Raw genomic sequence first — 16,932 nt, forward strand, 5'->3', positions numbered from 1 at the left:
AGAGTCTTCGACAAGATGGTTACCAATATCTAAATTCTGATCTTCAGCTCAATTCGATGATTTGAAAGCGTTTATACGAAGATCGCGACAGCACGAAATCACCATTCAAGACAAAAACCCAAAACGAAAAAAGCCCTCTCTAACCAAAAGGTTTGAGAGGGCTTAGCATGGTGTCTAGGACAGTATCCTAAAAGGTAAACCTAAGGAGTAAACACTATGCTAAATCAGTCTGCGACTTATAGGTAGTAACGAGCACCAAGTAGCCACTGGTCGTCAGCTTTCTCTTTGTACACACCAGAGCCTTGTAGGTCGAACTGGTAACCAGCAAAGCCTACGAACTGAGATGTGAAGTTGTATTCAGCTTGTAGAGCTGTTGTAGAGAATACTGTTTCGCTCCTCTTGTCGTCTTCTACAGCTTCGTAGTTAACGCTTAGGTTAAGGCTGTTAGAAAGAGCGTAAGACGCTAGTAATTCAACTGCAACTGTCTCTTCTAGAGCAACGCCTGAGCTTGAGTTCATGTAGTTGTTCATTGCGTAAACACCAGCTAGGTAAAGACCTTCAGCGCCGTATGAACCGTAAGTTGCACTTACTACATGTGAATCAGCAGTTTGTGAACCAGCAAGAGCGTAAGTTACGTCACCTGTGTTGTATGCGTAGTTTGCAGTGAAATCAGCGATCGCGTAGTTCAAAGCAATTTGACCACGGTTGCCGTATTCGTTCGCACCATCAGCTTTGCGACCTTGCCATGCAACACCAACGTTTAGAGAACCTGCGTTGCCGAAATCGATAGCGTTGCCGTAGCTCACCATCTCTTCGCCACGACCAGTACCTAGGTTGCCGTGATCTTCGTAGATGAAGTCATTCGCGAATGCGATTGGCATATCAGCTACACCAGCAACGTTGTAGTAAGGTGCCCATTGAGTACCTACTGCTGCACGACCGTAATCATCGTGAGAAAGGCCAACGTAACCAAGACGAGTTGTGAATGACTCATCACCGCCGTCTAGCATGTTTAGCGCCCATTCACCTTTAGCATCAGCAGTGAAGCCGTTACCAAGGTCGTGAGTTGCACCGAAGTTGATACGTGGAGAAACAGATTCTACACCGATGTCGTCGCTGTTAAGGCGGTCATCACTGTTTACATCACCAACTGCAACTGAAACGTGGCCGCCAACTGAGAATGTTGTGCCGTCTTCGTTGTAAAGTTCTACTGCAACTGCCTGTGTACCAAATACTGCACCAGAAATTGCTAGCGCTAAAAGTTTCTTATTCATTTGTCATGTCCATTATGTAACTGGGAGAGTTATTCACTAACAACCTCGTGCTTACGGAGAAGTTGTTACCTGCATTTAACAAGTAGGCAAACACTAATCGATGAATGACAAAAAAGTTGCATTAAAATATATAAAATAAAAACAACAATACTATAAAAAACAAAAATCACTTTAAAAACAACAAAATGAAACACAATTACAAGAAAATATTTGTGTTTTATTTATATTAGTCAAAGCGATTTTTTGGCTTTCTAATCACTAAAAAAGCATTTAAAATCAAAGAAAAGAAAGAGTGAACCGTCCCTGAATAGGAAAAACCTGACATTGAAACATTCTGTAACATTTAGAATCTACTAGAAAACTTTCAAACCAAAGCTTACTAGCGAAGTCAAAGCTGAACTCACTAATATATGGATATACCACTGATATCAAGTTGGAGCGTTAGACACAAAAAAGGGCAACCAGTCGAAGACCAATTACCCTATTTATCATTTTTCTAAGTGCGTAATAGCCCTATCGGAGCTAAACGAATCAAGCTGTTATTTAAAACAAACCTCAGCCCAACGAGCTAGGCCCGCGGTTACAGAACCAAAGTAATTACCACTCACAATAGGAACATTTGGCACAGCTTGTTGTACGGCTTCGCGCAGTATTGGCGAACGAGCTGAACCACCTGTCATGTAGATGACATCTGGCTTTTTCTGACCCTGTTGTATCGCTTCTTTCACCAACTCAATCATCTTAGACTTTGGCGTTTCGATTGCATCAATCATCTGTTCAACTGAGATGTCCACCTCAACCAACTCAGAAGCAACGCTAATTGCTGTTCGATACTGAGCGGATTCTGCTAGCGCAATCTTGGTTTCTTCCGCGCGACGAACAATACCGTAGCCTAGAGTGTCGTGATAAACCTTAATCAAGCGATCTAACTTTTGAGGCTCTGACGCTTCTTTACGGAGTAGCTTCAATGCGGCAAGGTTTTCACGAGAATAGAAGTTCTTCTGAGCTTCTACATTGTTAATTGCAATCGGGTTCCAGAATTGAGCCAATGGCATATCAATACCAGAGATACCTTTACTGCCCATACCGAAAGGTGACATCAGTTGTTTGAACGCTAGATAGATATCGAGGTCATTACCCCCTACCCTTTGCCCGCTGTGTGCCAGTAAGCTCTGAGTACGATCCGCTTGACCAGACCAACTAGGGCCCATTTCTAGCAATGAGCAGTCGGTCGTACCACCACCAATATCGACCACCAATACCGTTTGGTTTTCAGTCAAGGTGCTTTCGTAATCTAGGCCGGCAGCTACGGGCTCAAATTGAAAGGCGATATCAAGGAAACCAGCACGCTTAGCAGCGCGAGTAAGGATGTCTTCAGCTTGTCTGTTTGCGTCTTCACCACCTCGACCATGAAAGTTAATTGGTCGGCCGATAACCGCTTGTTTGATCTGTTCTTGAGTCGTGCGCTCGGCTTGGTGTTTAATATTGGCCATCATGGCACACACCAAATCTTCAAAAAAGCTGACCTGAACATCGTGCAGACCACTTGCACCAAGGAAAGACTTAGGAGACTTAACGTAATAAACGTCACGAGGGTCTTCTAAATATAGGTCTAACGCAGCCTGACCAAATGCCATATCTTCCGGCTCTAGGTCGATACTTTCTTCTCGGTTCAATGCAATCGCACGTCGTAACACTTGCTCACCGACCGCATCACTTGGCTTGATGTTTAAATGGCGAAATAGATGCTCAGAAACACTCTCACGAGTAGGAGCAAACACAGTTGAGGGAATATAGTGGTTGTCACCTTCTAATGGTAACAGGCTTGGTTCTCCATTAACCATCGCCGCAACAGAACAGTTCGCTGTTCCATAATCAAATCCAATAAACATAATATTCCCCACGCAACAAAAGGGGCAAGATGCTACATGAAAAGCCTTGAAATTACGAGGTCATTTGTCGATTTTACTCTGTCATTTTTTGCTTTGGCGACTCTTAAAAAGAAAACAAATATGCTACATTTCAGCCCAAATAAATCACGGGTCAGATAGATGAAAACACCTTGCCGAGCGGCTTGTAAAAATAATGGCGGTATGTGTAGCGGCTGCTTTCGCACAATGGATGAAATTATAGGTTGGAAAGGCTTATCTGAAAGCGAAAGGGATTCTGTTATGGATAACGTCAGTGGCGCGAGTTCAACTCACCAATGTCCACAATGTAATGAACCCGCTCAATGCGATATCAGCGCCGGTAAAGACACATGTTGGTGTTTTGAGTTAGAGAAGCGCGATACGAGCGATATTCCAAAAACTGGCGTTTGCATGTGTCGTAAGTGCCTGTCTGAGCTGCCGATTTAGTAATTCGCGCGCCTATTCTTGTACAGCGGTTCTTGTGCAGTTAAAAAAGCGAGATATGATTTGTCTCGCTTCAAAATACTTATTGCTTAGTGAGTGTTTACTTCGTCTTTAAGACTATTGACTAAGCTTTCGAAAACTATTTACTGAATCTTTAAAAACAATTTACTTAGCCTTTAAAACCAATGCTGGCTGAGAAAACTCTACTCCACTCCAACCGTGAGTCATGAAGTTACGAATATTTTGATGGTCGGTATTCTCAGGAAAACCTAATACGTCATTGCGGTAATATTGGCCAAAGCAAGCCAATGTCTGCTCCGCTGAAAGGCCTTGCTCTAAACCAAAAGCAAAAATCTTACACGAACCGTTATTCTGACCAGCAGTATTCACAACATCACCGTTGCGAAATTCACACTCTGAAAAGTCATAGTGTGCTTCTATCACTTGCATTGTGTCTTCAAATTGCACGCTTTCCGGGGTATCAGCCAACGTGTTTAATAGGGTTTCCAGTTCCATTTACTATTTCTCCATCAAGTAAGTAACGTACAGCAGTGTATCTTTTTTTTCGATAAGAGTAAGCCGTTGTTTAGTTGGCTAAGCGATTCATTTTTTAGCCTTGCTAGTATAATTACTTCAATGAAACTAATGACATAGTTTTATCAGGACGTTATATTATTTTATCAAATGGTTAACATTGTTCAGTAACGAATATGCATAAAGATAAAAACTTAGAACTGTTCAGATACCTAAAACCAGGTACAAAAACAGCAGGTGTATTGGAATTTGGCCCAGACGACTCAATCCAAATCAGTACGCTCTATATCGGACACAAACAAGATCAGTACCTTATCCTTGAGCTGTCACAAAAAGCGACCGAAGCACTGACACTCAGAAAGCTCATCAACGTCGATATTATTGTTCGCGCTATTACTGATACTGAGCTTGGCCACATCGTCGCATTTAAAACCAATGTATTGGCTCATATTACCTCCCCTACGCATCTTATCTTCCTGCGTCCACCTTCAAACTTTGCCACTAAACCGATTCGTGAACACGAAAGATACAAGGTACGCCTCAGCTGTGAAGTCACCTTTGACACCTTGTCATTAGATGCCACTCTGGTTGATTTTTCAGTGTCAGGTTGCGGGATCTATCTTACGCAGCAATCAGATATCGACGTGGGCTGGAAAATAAAGGTCAATTCACTCTTAAACTAGCACTTAGATGACGACTTGGTTTACAAAGTCGTGAGTAAGAAAAGACAGGGACAGGGTTGGCTATTAGGAATCCAATTCCCCGAGCACTTAGATATGAGTGATGAGCTAAAACGCTGCTTTTAGAGCAAGCTTTTGTAGCAGGCTCTATTTAGGCTTTAAACTTCTGCTTCAAATCACAACTTCAGTAAACCGCTGTTTAGCTAAGCCTCATTCCAATATGAGTTTTTGAAGTGCACAAAGGCTTGGTGAAGTGACTCTTCTTTAATGGGTTTTACTATCACGTAATTCGCCCCGGCAGCCATGAAACTGTCTCGCGTCGACTCTTGAGCATCGGCAGTACACGCATAAATGGGAGCGACGACACCAATTTCCTCTCTAAGTTGTTGTGTGGTTTCAACGCCACCGAGGTTAGGAAGTTGGTTATCCATCAAAATAAGATCATAAGCCGTGGTTTTCGCCATCTCGATAGCCTCTAAGCCATCTTTTGCCCAAGTGACCACCATTCCATACTTTTTGCAGAAAGCCTGCGCAATAAAGGCATTGGTGTGGTTATCTTCCACCAGCAGAACCTTCAAATAGCGACTAAACAATGCTTCAGGTTCGATATCAGATTGCGGCTTCGCATCGATTAACGGTTTAGAGTGTATTTCCACAGGAATTTCGATGATGAACTCAGAACCTTGACCGATATGACTGCGGACTTGAATGTCCCCTTCCAGCATATCAACAAGGTTTTTTACAATCGTTAACCCCAAACCGGTACCGCCATACTCACGAGTTGTGGTCTCTTCTGCTTGAACAAAGGGTTCAAACACTGCGTCTATCTTGCTTTCATCGATACCAATACCCGTGTCTTTCACTCGCACAATCAAACTGGCTTGATCGGAATTAAAGATGCTTTCGAGCTCAAAACTGACCGAAATGCCCCCTTGATGAGTAAACTTAAGCGCATTACTCAGCAGGTTAAACATGATCTGATTTAGACGTACTTGGTCGGTATTGATTTCGATGTCGTCTACCAAGTGATTCACTATGGTAAACGTGACTGACTTATCTTCACACAACGGACGATAAATGCTGTCTAAGGTGTTGACCAACTCGCCCAAACGGAAGTCTTTCTTTTGGATATTGAACTGCCCCTGCTCTATCTTTGAGAAGTCCAAAATATCGTTAAGTACCGCCAGTAGATGTTCCGCACTATTACAAAGTACATCGACTTGCTCGCTATTATCTTCACTGTGTATCGAGCGTTTGAGTAATTGAGACACACCCAAAATACCATTTAACGGTGTTCGAATCTCGTGGCTCATCTTCGCTAAGAAATCAGCACGCACATTGGCAAGGTGCTCAGCTTCTTCTCTTGCTCGATCGGCTTGTCTCTCAGCTTCAATCAGCTTAGTAATGTCTTGCCCTTGTACCACCACACCTGTGATGCCGTGCTCAACACGAATGGCCGACATATTCCAACGAAATACCTTTTCGCCAATAGGCACATTAATACCGGTTAGCTTTGCTCCTTGAACCACCATTTGAATGTTCGGCAACATACGATGCTCAAATTCTTGAGCCATAGCCCCATAGTTATCATCGTCATCGAACAACGCCATACGTGCCGCTGGGTTCATCTGAATTAAATCGCCTTTTTCAGACCATACCAGAATCGGCGAATGAGCAAAGTTGAATAGATCTTGGAACTTTTGATTCTGCTCAGACAAGCGTTCAAAGGTGTCTTCAAGCGTGCAGCCAATATGATGAAATTCGAATATATTGGAGCCATCGAACTTATTGTACTCTTCGCTATCACTGGCAGAACGAGTAAAGTTCATCAATTTATCTAGCTCCGCCGCTACCCTTCTCTGAATCCAAGCACGCGCAAAGAAAGACATGAATACGATCACCACGATCACAACAATGATTGCTCGCTCATAGTTCTCTTCTAGCGCGATGAAGTTAGTGTTCTTCTGCACAGCACGAATAATGAGAGGGGTTTCAACCGCATTGATCTTGATGGTTGTGATCGTGACGAAATGACGAGGCAACTGCTCGTATATTTTATAGTTGAGGATATCGGCTATGGTGTAGCTTTCATCGCCACTGAATGTCGATGTGACAGGAGTGCCATGCGCTTCAATCACGATATTTTCGCAATTGCTGCCCTGTTGTATGGACTCTACAAGGGAGAAATTATTGTCGAGTACAATAGCAATATAAAGCTGACCTAGAACTTCACCTGTTTTGTTATCAACAATCGGGGTTCGACGAGCCAACAAGTGACGCTTGCCAATCTCGGTCATTACTTGGATAAAATGCCAGTTACTGCTGAACGACACCTCGTCCGAAATATGTTTTAAGCTCGATGTATCCAAACCATAAAACTGACCGTTGCCATCTTCCCACGCCAAACCATCATGAGTAGAAACAAAACGTAAATCCGGTGCATGGTCGGGTTCACGTTGATCAACACCAAAGAAAAAGTAGCTCAGAGCCTCTTCATTACCTGTTTCAAAATACTCTTTTAGCGTTGCGTTGTGTGAGCTACTGTCTTGGTGGATTTGCAGCACCGACAAGCGGTAATCAAACATGTTTTGAATCAGACTAGATGTCTGCTGGACGGTTCGATTAGTCTCTTGTTTGACGATGCTGCTGCTGGTTTCATAATTGTGAATAAGCACGCCGAGTGCCATCACGCCTATCACTAAAATAATGATACGCGTAATGAGTTTGGCTAAGGTGTTCCTTGGTGTACTGGCGTAGCTTTTCTTCATTATTGACCTGAGTACCTAAATGCTCGCTGTTTAAGTTCTGAAATACGTTCTGGAGAATCCTCTTTGGTCACGACTTCAAATTCGCCAGAGTAAACGGTAGGAACTGCCAACCCGGCCAGATCCCACTTGATCGCCTCTGCCATCGCAATACCGGTGTCGTCGTTCATACGCATAACGGTCACATCCAAGTCACCTCTCGCAAGAGCTTCAAGCTCAGCAGAACCGCCTCCCCAACCATTAACCAAGATATCTCGACCTGATTCGCGAATCGCTTCTGCCGCGCCTAGAGCGACATCGGTTGCACATGCATAGATAAAGTCTAGATCCTTATCGTTCGCTATGCTGATTTTAGCCGCTTGGTAACCGGTCTCTTTGTCTGACTTTGTGTAAAACGAAGACTTGAGGGCAAAGTTGGTGTCGGTGTTCACTTCATGGATAAAGGTATCTCCACGAGCATCACTGATATAACCTTCAGAGCGGTACAACACAGAGTATTTACTATCTGGTTGGCTCACTTCTTTAAAATAATCTGCCAGTTTTAAACTGCCTGTCGCATGATCAAAACCTACATACATAAATGGCTGTCTATCTGCCCACGCACGTACTGGTGTGGTGATATTTTGCAAGATCAGCTTAGTATCAGTAGAACTCAACACGTGTTCGATAAACTTACGGTGTCGCGTGGTATCTAAGGTGAATATCAAGTAATCCGTTTTGTTCTCGATCGCCTCTTGCAAAGAAATACTCTGCTGAGTGAGATCGGCATTAACACGGGTAAATACCTGATTTATTTGATAGTTAATTCTCAGCTTATCAAGGCGCTTTTCAAACGCTTGGATATTACGAACCCAATAGTCAGAGATCTGCTGGCCTGGATACACAACCGAGATCGTGATCGGTCGATCTTGAGGTCGCCTCAACGGCACAGGATGGTTTTGCACAGCTTCGACCATTTTATCGGTCAATATTTTTTGTTCTGGAAACTTGGAAAGATAATCTTGGTATTCCCAGTACCCATTGAGGACATGAGTACCATGGGAGAGAGCGGACGCAGAAAATACGGCAAGTCCAAACAACATCAGTAAACGTTTCATATTTTTCTCGTTTTATATGAGCTACTCTGGCTCATTTTTTAACCTAGCATGACACCATATCTTTGTATGGCTGAACGATATTATGTAGGACAACGATTAGAAATGATAGCGTCTAGCGCTAATTAGAACGACATTCTAAATGAGCGAAATGTTAATTTGGAATAGAGATTAGGATTAGCGTGTTAGATAGTGAAATTAGCCCGATCAAACAAAATAGATTTATCATTTAAATTCAAATAGTTAACCTTAATACATATGAAACCAGATATTATTAAGATTTAGTCAATAACGAATATTTTAGCTATGAATTATGAGACTTCGATATATTGAATTTGGTCTTCTTGCCACTCAATGATTAGTTTGAGTGATACCAGTTTTTCTTTACGAGATTTGGGTAATTGTTTGATCGCGTATTCGGTTTTCAATGCCTCACTTTTTGACCTAACATCGAAACTCCAAACCAACTTAAGCGGGCCTTTACCTTTTAAGGCTTTTGCGCCTTTACCTGTCTGATGCTGTTCAAAACGGCGAGCTAAATTATTCGTCACACCACAATAAAGAGCATTGTGACGATTGCGGATCAAGTACACGACCCAATCCGCATTTTTATCAGACTCAGACATCTAAAGCAGCGATTCAACCAGAGCCTTAAGCTCTGCCACTTCTGCTCGTAGGCTTGCGACTTCTGACTCTAATTCTTCAAACTTTTCATTCGATGCAGAAGGTGCTGTCGCGCTTACCGATGCCGCCGAAAACGCTTCAACATCCACTTCACCGCTCAACAGGTGTTGGTAACGTGACTCACGCTTGCCCGCTTCACGAGGTAGTTTCACAACGAGTGCGCCCGCTTCCCTTGCAGCTAGCTTCTCAAGCGTCGCTTCCACCTCTTTTACATCGCTGAAATTCGCTAGGCGGCCAGTTCGAGTACGAAGTTCACCTGGAGTTTGCGCGCCACGCAGCAACATACAACAGATGATTGCGCGTTCTTGCTCAGTAAATTGCAGATCACCAAATTCTGTGTTGCAGAAACGATGTTGATATTTGTTTACGCGGCTATTGAAGCTGCTTTCGTCGCTTACCATGCGACGCGAAATCAAACCATCAACCGCATCTAAAACGTCTGATTCAGACAGCGAAAGAACAGGTTCACGGTTGCTCTTTTGATTACAAGCCGTTGTTAAGCTATTCAGTGTTAATGGGTAGTGATCGGGAGTAGTGACTTCTTTCTCGATCAAGCAACCAATAATTCTCGCTTCAATTGGGGAAAGTACTGTGTTCATCGTTTTTCCTTTTTATTATTTTGATAATTCCATCTCAACACCTAACAATGCAGCCACTTTGGACTAGTGCTCAGACAAAATCGGTACTCGTTTCTTTCTGCCTTGTTCATCAATCATTATGATCTTAGAACGGTTTAGCTCTATTTCCACGACTTCCAAATAAGTACGCTCTTGTACATACGCATCACGAAGCTTGTTTTGTTCTGCTGAAGATTCAGTGACGTTATCGTCCAATTCTTCTGTTTCTAATTGTTGTTGATTCATTTCACATTTCGTATCAATGCAGTATCTACATGGGATACTAACTTGATCGGTGAGATAAAAACAATCACACATCAGCGAGAGTGACGAATAATTAAACAACCTTACTTTTGCTTTGATCTAAAGACTGTTACATCATCAATTGATGTGCTTTAATCAGAACCAGACAACGTATTTGACGAATAGGAAAAGGAATCTATGAGCAGCGTATTTGAAATTGTTAACCAAGCACGACGTAAGAACAAACTTAAGCGTGAACTTTTAGACAACGAAAAGAAAGTTCGTGACAACCGCAAGCGTGTCGACCTTCTTGATAACCTACTTGATTACATCAAGCCAGAGATGACTCACGATGAGATCCTAGGCATTATCAAAAACATGAAAGCAGACTACGAAGACCGCGTTGATGATCACATCATCAAGAGCGCAGAGATTTCTAAAGCTCGTCGCGACATCAGCCGCCGCATTCGTGAACTAACAGAAGAAGACAAGCAAATCCAAGGTAAGAAGTAATCTCACCTCGTTGATTAACTTGTAATAATGTTAGTAACCCACTCTTTGTAGTGGGTTTTTTTGTACATAAATTCCAGTGTCTATACTTAAGCTTACGCATTTACTGACTCAACTGTCACTAGCAAAGCCAACGTAAGTAATGGAGCCACCTTATGTACTCAAGCATCCTAATTACCTTAGCGCTATCAACGACTCAACCCTACCCTGAAGAATTTGAAAGACTGTATACCGAAGAGACTGAAATCACCTACGAAGACCTCGTGGTGGATGTTCATGGTTACAAGGTTCCGACTCGCTCGGCATTTCGTGGCTGGATGTTGCTTAACCACGCAGAAGACCAAGTAAGAGAGATCGGGCAACAGCTCAAAGATGCGGGAATCACACAAAGCATGCCTTTACATCTAGTGTTGTTGCAAGGGACAGACTGGGCAATGAGTAACACTACCTTGTTTACCCTCCCCAACATGATCAACACCTTAAAGTACATTCAACAATACATTGAGCCTGAAATTGGTGTGGTTATTCCTGTTTCTGGTGAGCGCTCAAAACTCTACAATCAACAAGCTGGCGGTGCCCTGCAAAGTAAGCACTTAGAGTTCTGCGCTTTAGACCTTGTCCCAGCCAACGGTATTTCTCGAGCAGATTTGCACGTTAAACTCAAAAAAATTCACGCTGAATACGGTCAGAAGAATAACGTAGGATTAGGCCTGTACGCAGGCGTTCGATTCCACATCGACACTTGCGGCTTCAGAAATTGGTGATTACAAATAAACATAACAATGTCAAAAAGACACGATATGAAGGCGTGTCTTTTTGACTCTAAAATCATCGTGCATTTAATTAAGATATTGATATTTAAATAAATTTAAAATTGGAACACTAATTGCTATTACTAAGTATCAAAAGAAACTAATAGCAATTAGGAATTCAATATGAAAACTATAACTCAACGCTTTCAAACTCTACTTTCTGTATCGAACTTCAGTTTAGCGATCACCGCGTTACTTATGCTACTCAGCATCATTGTTGCTTATCCTATGGCCGACCACTTCTCACTGCCGATTCAAATCGTCGCTCACATCAGCACAATCTTGGTCGCGGCATTATTGAAAATCAGCTATGTAGGTCGCTGTCTTGCGCAGTACAACCTTGGCTTAGAAGTCCGCTAGACGATATCAAGGCTACTGAAAAGATCGTATAACTGATGGGATTTATAAGGTTTGGGCAAGTAAGCGTTCATGCCCGCTTCAAAACAATCTTTGATGTCTTCTTCTAATACACTGGCGGTTAAGGCAATGATCGGCAGTGGTGTGGCTTCTTGTTCACACTCCCACTGTCGAATAGCTCGAGTCGCGGTGATGCCATCCATCACAGGCATCATACAATCCATTAAGATGGCATCAAACTGAGCACCTTGAGTGATCACGTCCACCGCTTCTTGTCCGTTACTGGCAATCAAATACTCATAACCCGCTTGTTCAAGGAAGAAGCTCGCTATTTTCTGGTTCATTAAATTGTCTTCAACAATCAAAATACGTCGATTCAGCGAACGAACCTCTTCATCCTTTGGTTCCACCTTCGGTGTTGGCTCTTCGCCGACATCCAGTGATTGCAAGCTGTTGAAGAATCGTCGACCCAAAAATGGCAAGGTATGAGTCGAGTGCACTGTCTCTGTGATTAGGTGGGTTTTAAATAGGTGATGCTGACACACAATCACGCGAGAAAGTGGATATACGGCCTTAAGTGCCGCCAAATCCTTCTCCATAGAGTGATGCAGCGTATGACAATACAGTATGAAGTCGCTCTCTTTGAGGGTGTCATCGAGATCCGCAATAGATGAAACGACATTAGGGCGAACATTCAAACGTTCACACTCTTTCACCAATTGGTCTAGGTAATTGAAAGAGTTCGAGACAACAGTCACGGAGCTCAAATTCTCGAAACTTTGCACCTGAGATTCAACAATGTCGACATACAAACAAAAAGTGAACGTCGAGCCCTCTCCTTTCACTGAGCGCGCAGTAATATAGCCACCCATCAAATCAACAAGCTGTCGACAAATGGCAAGCCCAAGCCCTGTACCACCAAATTGACGTGTGATGCTGCCATCTTCTTGTGTGAAGGGTTCAAAAATCGATTCTAACTTCTCTGGTTCAATGCCTATCCCAGAGTCCGACACACTGCATTCTAGCTTCCCTCTTCCCAGAGACATGGGCGTGTACGCAATGTCCGTCGTGATCGTTCCTTTAGACGTAAACTTGATGGCGTTAGATAGCAGGTTCGTTAGTACTTGCCTAACTCGGTACTCATCAAAGAACAATTGTGGCGGGGTTTGGGAGTCGATGTTGATGTCGAGTTCGATGTCTTTACTGATCGCTTTGGATAAAATCACACTCACCGAGTCATACACAGCTTCACGCAAATCAGCATTGTGTGGCGACAACATCAAGTTGCCGGACTCGATTTTAGACAGGTCTAGAATGTCATTCAGTAGCACTAACAACGAGTGAGAAGACGATTCAATATCCCCGAGTACTTCTTGTTGGTTGGCACTTAACTGGCTCTGAGACAAGATCTCCGCCATGCCGATAATCCCATTGAGCGGCGTACGAATTTCATGAGACATGTTGGCAAGAAAGGCACTTTTCGCTTTATTCGCTGAAATCGCGTCTTCCTTGGCTTTTATTAACTCTTTGTTGTGATGATAGTTACGCTCCATCACTCGGTTCAGAGCCTCAGTAAATTCAGTAAGCTCATCGTTCCCTTGAATGTGAATCACTTTTGGCTTGCCATAGCTATCTGCGCATTCTGTTACCCCTTTAAGAATCAGCGATAGGTTGCGATTTAAACGCAGAGAGGTTGCGATACCGAGCCACAGCAAAACACCTGAAGCAGCCAGTATCAGCAGTGTCATGACCAAGGTTTGTCTTTTTTGTAGAGCGATGTTCTTTGTTAGATCGAACTGCAATTGCTTGGTATAAGCGCCAATCGCTTTTGAAATCGCGCGTTTTTTGAGTTCCAAACCTTTGAGGTGGTCATAGATTTCAGGTGACGAGAAGTCCCCTTCGAGGATTCGTGATGTGAAGCTGTTTCGAAGTTCATCTTTGGAGAAAGCGTTTAACAGTTCTCTAATTTCTGGGGAGCGAGTGCCCGATCGAAAATACGAATCTAACAACTGTTGTTGCCTTTCCAAAGCACCAACATAACTCAATAGATATTGATTTTTTAACTCTGGAGTACGATACAGGCTGTAGCTTAACCACGCTTCTCTTTGAGTCCAGAAGACATAGTTAGTGAGATGGACGAACACTGCATCAGCTTGACCAATATCCTCATCGACTAAGCTCATTTGATATTCAGACAACTCCATCAAAACATCTTTCAACAAGTCGAATGCGCGCTCGGTCAATTGTGTGTTGTTTGTGGCTTCTGTCTCTTGAGCAAGCCTCATCAACACGCTTTTAAGCTCAACCAACTGCGGTTCAACGCTCCAGTTGCTGTCGAACTGTTGAAGTCGAACCTCATATTGAGTGAGCTTATCCAATTCTGATTGCAGCTTTAACAGCAACTGACCTTTCTCAGGGGAGTCATTAGACAGAACCAGCCATCGATAAGCATTACTTGAAATGGTATTAAAAGATTGAAGCGCTTCGACCTTAATACGCGTTGTTTCAAGGTGATTCATCTTCTTATCGTTCTTTAGCACTTCATTAACTGTAAACCCAAACATAATGAATACAGAAACGGTGGAAAGAAAAATAAGACGCCATCTAATTGACATATTTATCATTTTTATAACTACTCCCTTCCCGAAAGTAATTTACCTAGCCCAAGTTAAGAATAGGACATTAACAGAGGTTATTGATCAAATTGGGTATGAACAAACGATACTCCGAGTCCAGAACGGACATTTAAAATGAACAAGCATCGATATCAGTGCGTTCAAAGTAGAAAGGTTTACCGAGTTATTATCACTCGCATAACAAGTAAAAGAGAAAGAGGTTCAACGCCGTGAGGTAGCGAATAACCGCCCTACAAACCAACAAAGTCGAAAATTAGGTTAAATTTGTGAGATCCAATTGTTTGCGTCTTGCTGTTTTTCCACTCAACCTCGGCTTATTCGAAAGTCGAACAGCAAAACCCATTGATCAGCTTATCTATTGTTTACCAATTCCGTGTAACTTGAGTTATCGATCACACCTTGAATGATCGGTATGACTTATATTACATATCATATTTTGATTTAAGTATTTTTTGGCGAAAATTAAGTGCTACAGATTGTTAAAGTCAATAGTCTTTCTTAATACTGAAATCTTGATTTATGGCTATTATCGCGCCAACTTGCAGATAATTTATCTGCATTTATTTTTCCTAGCAGAATAACCAGTCGTACCTTACAATCCTGCCACATAAAAATTACAAGTTACACACAAGGCATATCACGCAGAATTAAGTGGCATTAAAGACCACCGCTTGATAGCTCAACCCCCTATGCTGATTGGCTTCCCTACAACCGCCATGACTGCAGAAACTTAACGTGAAAGGTCCCGAGTAAAGATGAGTCCCGAAAAGCACCTCCTAGACTGGCAAACTAGTCAAACTATTGCTGAATCCATCGCTCCAACTTTAGGTCAGTTATACCGCCAAAAAGGCGTTGAAGTTATCCTCTTCGGTAAGACCTTAGTTAACGCAACCACTATCGACATCATCAAAGCTCACCGCATCGCAAAACGTTACACTAGCTCACCGCTAACCGCAGAACAAACTCAACCAATTATCCAGCATCTACTATCAATGCGCTTGTCTCCATGCCGCGTTGATGTTGGTCGACTAGCAGCTCAGTACTGGGAAAACCACGAAGACCTTAGCGCGATGGATGACTTCCTTCAAACGGCTCTAATGGGTTCGCTTGAAGGCGACGCGATGACGAAACCTCGTGACGTTGTGTTGTACGGCTTCGGTCGTATCGGTCGCCTGCTAACTCGTATTCTTGTAGAGAAAAGCGGCCCAGGTTACCCCCTTCGTTTACGTGCAATCGTAGTTCGTGGCGGTAAAGATGGTGATTTAGAAAAACGCGCAAGCTTGCTACGTCGTGACTCAGTACATGGCCAATTCAACGGCAGCATCGTGGTAGACCAAGAACGCAAAGCGATCATCGTTAACGGTAACTTCATCCAAGTTATCTACGCAAACAAGCCAGAAGAAGTCGATTACACCGCTTACGGCATTGATAACGCATTAGTTGTTGATAACACAGGTGTGTGGCGTGACGCTGAAGGCCTAAGCCAACACGTTGCTTGTAACGGCGCTAGCAAAGTACTTCTTACTGCACCTGGTAAAGGCGACATTAAAAACGTTGTGTTTGGTGTGAATGAAGATGTGATTCAGCCAGAAGATACGATCATCTCGGCAGCAAGCTGCACTACCAACGCAATTACGCCTGTATTGAAAGCTGTTCACGACAAGTTTGGCGTTCTATCGGGTCACATCGAAACGGTTCACTCATTCACTAATGACCAAAACCTAATCGACAATTTCCACTCAGGTGACCGTCGTGGTCGTGCTGCTTCATTGAACATGGTACTGACATCAACTGGTGCTGCAAAAGCAGTATCAAAAGCGATGCCAGAGATGGAAGGTAAGCTAACGGGTAATGCGATTCGCGTCCCTACGCCAAACGTATCGATGGCAGTAGCAAACCTAAACCTTGAAAAAGGGACTAACAAAGACGAGCTAAACGCATACCTACGTGAAATGGCACTGTCTTCTGCTCTGTCAGCTCAAATTGATTACACCGATTCAACTGAGATTGTATCTACTGACTTGGTTGGTTCTCGCCACCCTGGTGTCGTTGACGGTGTTGCGACTATCGCGCAAGACAACCGCGCTGTTCTTTACATTTGGTACGACAACGAGTTTGGCTACAGCTGCCAAGTTGTTCACTGTATGGAACAGATGATGGGTGTTCGCTACAAGACTTACCCAGCGGTTTAAGACCTCTGAGTAAAATCAGCTCCACAACATAATAACTATATCTGCGAAGCCTGTTTCAGGCTTCGCAACCCCTTCTGTTTTACTCCCTCGTATAAACAAAAGGGTTGCCACTTAAATCTGCTCTCTCTAACTGATCTAGGTGGCCTTTTTACATCCAGCCTTGCTAGGCCTTCATATCTG

The 16,932-nt window shown here is 43.1% G+C and carries 14 protein-coding genes and 1 pseudogene; 6 read left to right on the forward strand and 9 right to left on the reverse strand.

Translation table 11 applies throughout. The annotated features are described in order from the left end of the window. Positions 1-236 precede the first annotated feature (236 nt). Both ITG10_RS24785 and yegD read right to left on the reverse strand, forming a co-directional pair. Positions 237-1,274 carry a porin gene (locus tag ITG10_RS24785; protein ID WP_017630254.1) on the reverse strand — a complete coding sequence of 346 codons (1,038 nt, stop codon included), beginning with the start codon at positions 1,272-1,274 and terminating at the stop codon, positions 237-239. 539 nt (positions 1,275-1,813) lie between these two features. Continuing rightward, on the reverse strand, positions 1,814-3,166 hold the full coding sequence (yegD, locus tag ITG10_RS24790) for a molecular chaperone (protein WP_248386989.1): 1,353 nt from the start codon (positions 3,164-3,166) through the stop codon (positions 1,814-1,816). Between the two features lie 159 nt (positions 3,167-3,325). On the opposite strand from yegD, the gene ITG10_RS24795 reads away from it, so the two are divergent. Continuing rightward, positions 3,326-3,631 carry a DUF1289 domain-containing protein gene (locus tag ITG10_RS24795; RefSeq protein ID WP_128644356.1) on the forward strand — a complete coding sequence of 102 codons (306 nt, stop codon included), beginning with the start codon at positions 3,326-3,328 and terminating at the stop codon, positions 3,629-3,631. 162 nt (positions 3,632-3,793) lie between these two features. Here ITG10_RS24795 and ITG10_RS24800 read toward each other — a convergent pair whose 3' ends face one another. Next, positions 3,794-4,144, reverse strand: coding sequence for a HopJ type III effector protein (locus ITG10_RS24800; RefSeq protein ID WP_017630502.1), 351 nt, complete (start codon positions 4,142-4,144; stop codon positions 3,794-3,796). Between the two features lie 194 nt (positions 4,145-4,338). On the opposite strand from ITG10_RS24800, the pseudogene ITG10_RS24805 reads away from it, so the two are divergent. Continuing rightward, a pseudogene (locus tag ITG10_RS24805) lies at positions 4,339-4,997 on the forward strand (PilZ domain-containing protein). A gap of 48 nt (positions 4,998-5,045) precedes the next feature. Here ITG10_RS24805 and luxQ read toward each other — a convergent pair. From luxQ to ITG10_RS24830, 5 genes are all read right to left on the reverse strand, one after another. Beyond that, entirely contained in the window at positions 5,046-7,610 is a 2,565-nt protein-coding gene (luxQ, locus tag ITG10_RS24810) for a quorum-sensing autoinducer 2 sensor kinase/phosphatase LuxQ (protein WP_017630500.1), read from the reverse strand. Beyond that, entirely contained in the window at positions 7,610-8,704 is a 1,095-nt protein-coding gene (locus ITG10_RS24815) for an autoinducer 2-binding periplasmic protein LuxP (protein ID WP_017630499.1), read from the reverse strand. The genes luxQ and ITG10_RS24815 overlap by 1 nt, the downstream gene beginning before the upstream one ends. A gap of 308 nt (positions 8,705-9,012) precedes the next feature. Then, positions 9,013-9,327, reverse strand: coding sequence for a GIY-YIG nuclease family protein (locus tag ITG10_RS24820; RefSeq protein ID WP_017630498.1), 315 nt, complete (start codon positions 9,325-9,327; stop codon positions 9,013-9,015). After that, positions 9,328-9,984 carry a YceH family protein gene (locus ITG10_RS24825; protein ID WP_017630497.1) on the reverse strand — a complete coding sequence of 219 codons (657 nt, stop codon included), beginning with the start codon at positions 9,982-9,984 and terminating at the stop codon, positions 9,328-9,330. Between the two features lie 63 nt (positions 9,985-10,047). Next, positions 10,048-10,248 carry a hypothetical protein gene (locus ITG10_RS24830; RefSeq protein ID WP_017630496.1) on the reverse strand — a complete coding sequence of 67 codons (201 nt, stop codon included), beginning with the start codon at positions 10,246-10,248 and terminating at the stop codon, positions 10,048-10,050. Positions 10,249-10,443: 195 nt separating this feature from the next. Here ITG10_RS24830 and ITG10_RS24835 point away from each other — a divergent pair, with 195 nt between their 5' ends. The 3 genes from ITG10_RS24835 to ITG10_RS24845 all read left to right on the forward strand — a co-directional run bounded on the left by ITG10_RS24835 (position 10,444) and on the right by ITG10_RS24845 (position 11,927). Then, positions 10,444-10,758, forward strand: a complete 315-nt coding sequence (locus tag ITG10_RS24835; RefSeq protein ID WP_004742367.1) for a DUF496 family protein — start codon at positions 10,444-10,446, stop codon at positions 10,756-10,758. A gap of 152 nt (positions 10,759-10,910) precedes the next feature. Next, positions 10,911-11,519 carry a D-Ala-D-Ala carboxypeptidase family metallohydrolase gene (locus ITG10_RS24840; protein ID WP_248386991.1) on the forward strand — a complete coding sequence of 203 codons (609 nt, stop codon included), beginning with the start codon at positions 10,911-10,913 and terminating at the stop codon, positions 11,517-11,519. A gap of 171 nt (positions 11,520-11,690) precedes the next feature. Continuing rightward, a complete protein-coding gene (locus ITG10_RS24845; RefSeq protein ID WP_017630494.1) occupies positions 11,691-11,927 on the forward strand; it encodes a hypothetical protein in 237 nt (78 codons plus the stop codon). Here the strand turns inward: ITG10_RS24845 and ITG10_RS24850 are convergent. After that, positions 11,924-14,488: an ATP-binding protein gene (locus tag ITG10_RS24850; protein ID WP_017630493.1), complete on the reverse strand. Its 2,565-nt coding sequence runs from the start codon at positions 14,486-14,488 to the stop codon at positions 11,924-11,926. The two genes, ITG10_RS24845 and ITG10_RS24850, sit on opposite strands and share 4 nt — an antisense overlap. Before the next feature lie 827 nt (positions 14,489-15,315). Between ITG10_RS24850 and ITG10_RS24855 the strand changes: the two genes are divergently transcribed. Continuing rightward, positions 15,316-16,752, forward strand: a complete 1,437-nt coding sequence (locus tag ITG10_RS24855; RefSeq protein ID WP_017630492.1) for a glyceraldehyde-3-phosphate dehydrogenase — start codon at positions 15,316-15,318, stop codon at positions 16,750-16,752. Positions 16,753-16,932 lie beyond the last annotated feature (180 nt).

The organism is Vibrio sp. ED004 (assembly GCF_023206395.1).
Taxonomy (GTDB): Bacteria; Pseudomonadota; Gammaproteobacteria; order Enterobacterales; family Vibrionaceae; genus Vibrio.

What these genes read in the sequence shown, in the direction of transcription:
- ITG10_RS24785 (WP_017630254.1), bottom strand. Translation starts at nt 1,274, where the DNA reads ATGAATAAGAAACTTTTAGCGCTAGCAATTTCTGGTGCAGTATTTGGT.
- yegD (WP_248386989.1), bottom strand. Translation starts at nt 3,166, where the DNA reads ATGTTTATTGGATTTGATTATGGAACAGCGAACTGTTCTGTTGCGGCG.
- ITG10_RS24795 (WP_128644356.1), top strand. Translation starts at nt 3,326, where the DNA reads ATGAAAACACCTTGCCGAGCGGCTTGTAAAAATAATGGCGGTATGTGT.
- ITG10_RS24800 (WP_017630502.1), bottom strand. Translation starts at nt 4,144, where the DNA reads ATGGAACTGGAAACCCTATTAAACACGTTGGCTGATACCCCGGAAAGC.
- luxQ (WP_017630500.1), bottom strand. Translation starts at nt 7,610, where the DNA reads ATGAAGAAAAGCTACGCCAGTACACCAAGGAACACCTTAGCCAAACTC.
- ITG10_RS24815 (WP_017630499.1), bottom strand. Translation starts at nt 8,704, where the DNA reads ATGAAACGTTTACTGATGTTGTTTGGACTTGCCGTATTTTCTGCGTCC.
- ITG10_RS24820 (WP_017630498.1), bottom strand. Translation starts at nt 9,327, where the DNA reads ATGTCTGAGTCTGATAAAAATGCGGATTGGGTCGTGTACTTGATCCGC.
- ITG10_RS24825 (WP_017630497.1), bottom strand. Translation starts at nt 9,984, where the DNA reads ATGAACACAGTACTTTCCCCAATTGAAGCGAGAATTATTGGTTGCTTG.
- ITG10_RS24830 (WP_017630496.1), bottom strand. Translation starts at nt 10,248, where the DNA reads ATGAATCAACAACAATTAGAAACAGAAGAATTGGACGATAACGTCACT.
- ITG10_RS24835 (WP_004742367.1), top strand. Translation starts at nt 10,444, where the DNA reads ATGAGCAGCGTATTTGAAATTGTTAACCAAGCACGACGTAAGAACAAA.
- ITG10_RS24840 (WP_248386991.1), top strand. Translation starts at nt 10,911, where the DNA reads ATGTACTCAAGCATCCTAATTACCTTAGCGCTATCAACGACTCAACCC.
- ITG10_RS24845 (WP_017630494.1), top strand. Translation starts at nt 11,691, where the DNA reads ATGAAAACTATAACTCAACGCTTTCAAACTCTACTTTCTGTATCGAAC.
- ITG10_RS24850 (WP_017630493.1), bottom strand. Translation starts at nt 14,488, where the DNA reads ATGTTTGGGTTTACAGTTAATGAAGTGCTAAAGAACGATAAGAAGATG.
- ITG10_RS24855 (WP_017630492.1), top strand. Translation starts at nt 15,316, where the DNA reads ATGAGTCCCGAAAAGCACCTCCTAGACTGGCAAACTAGTCAAACTATT.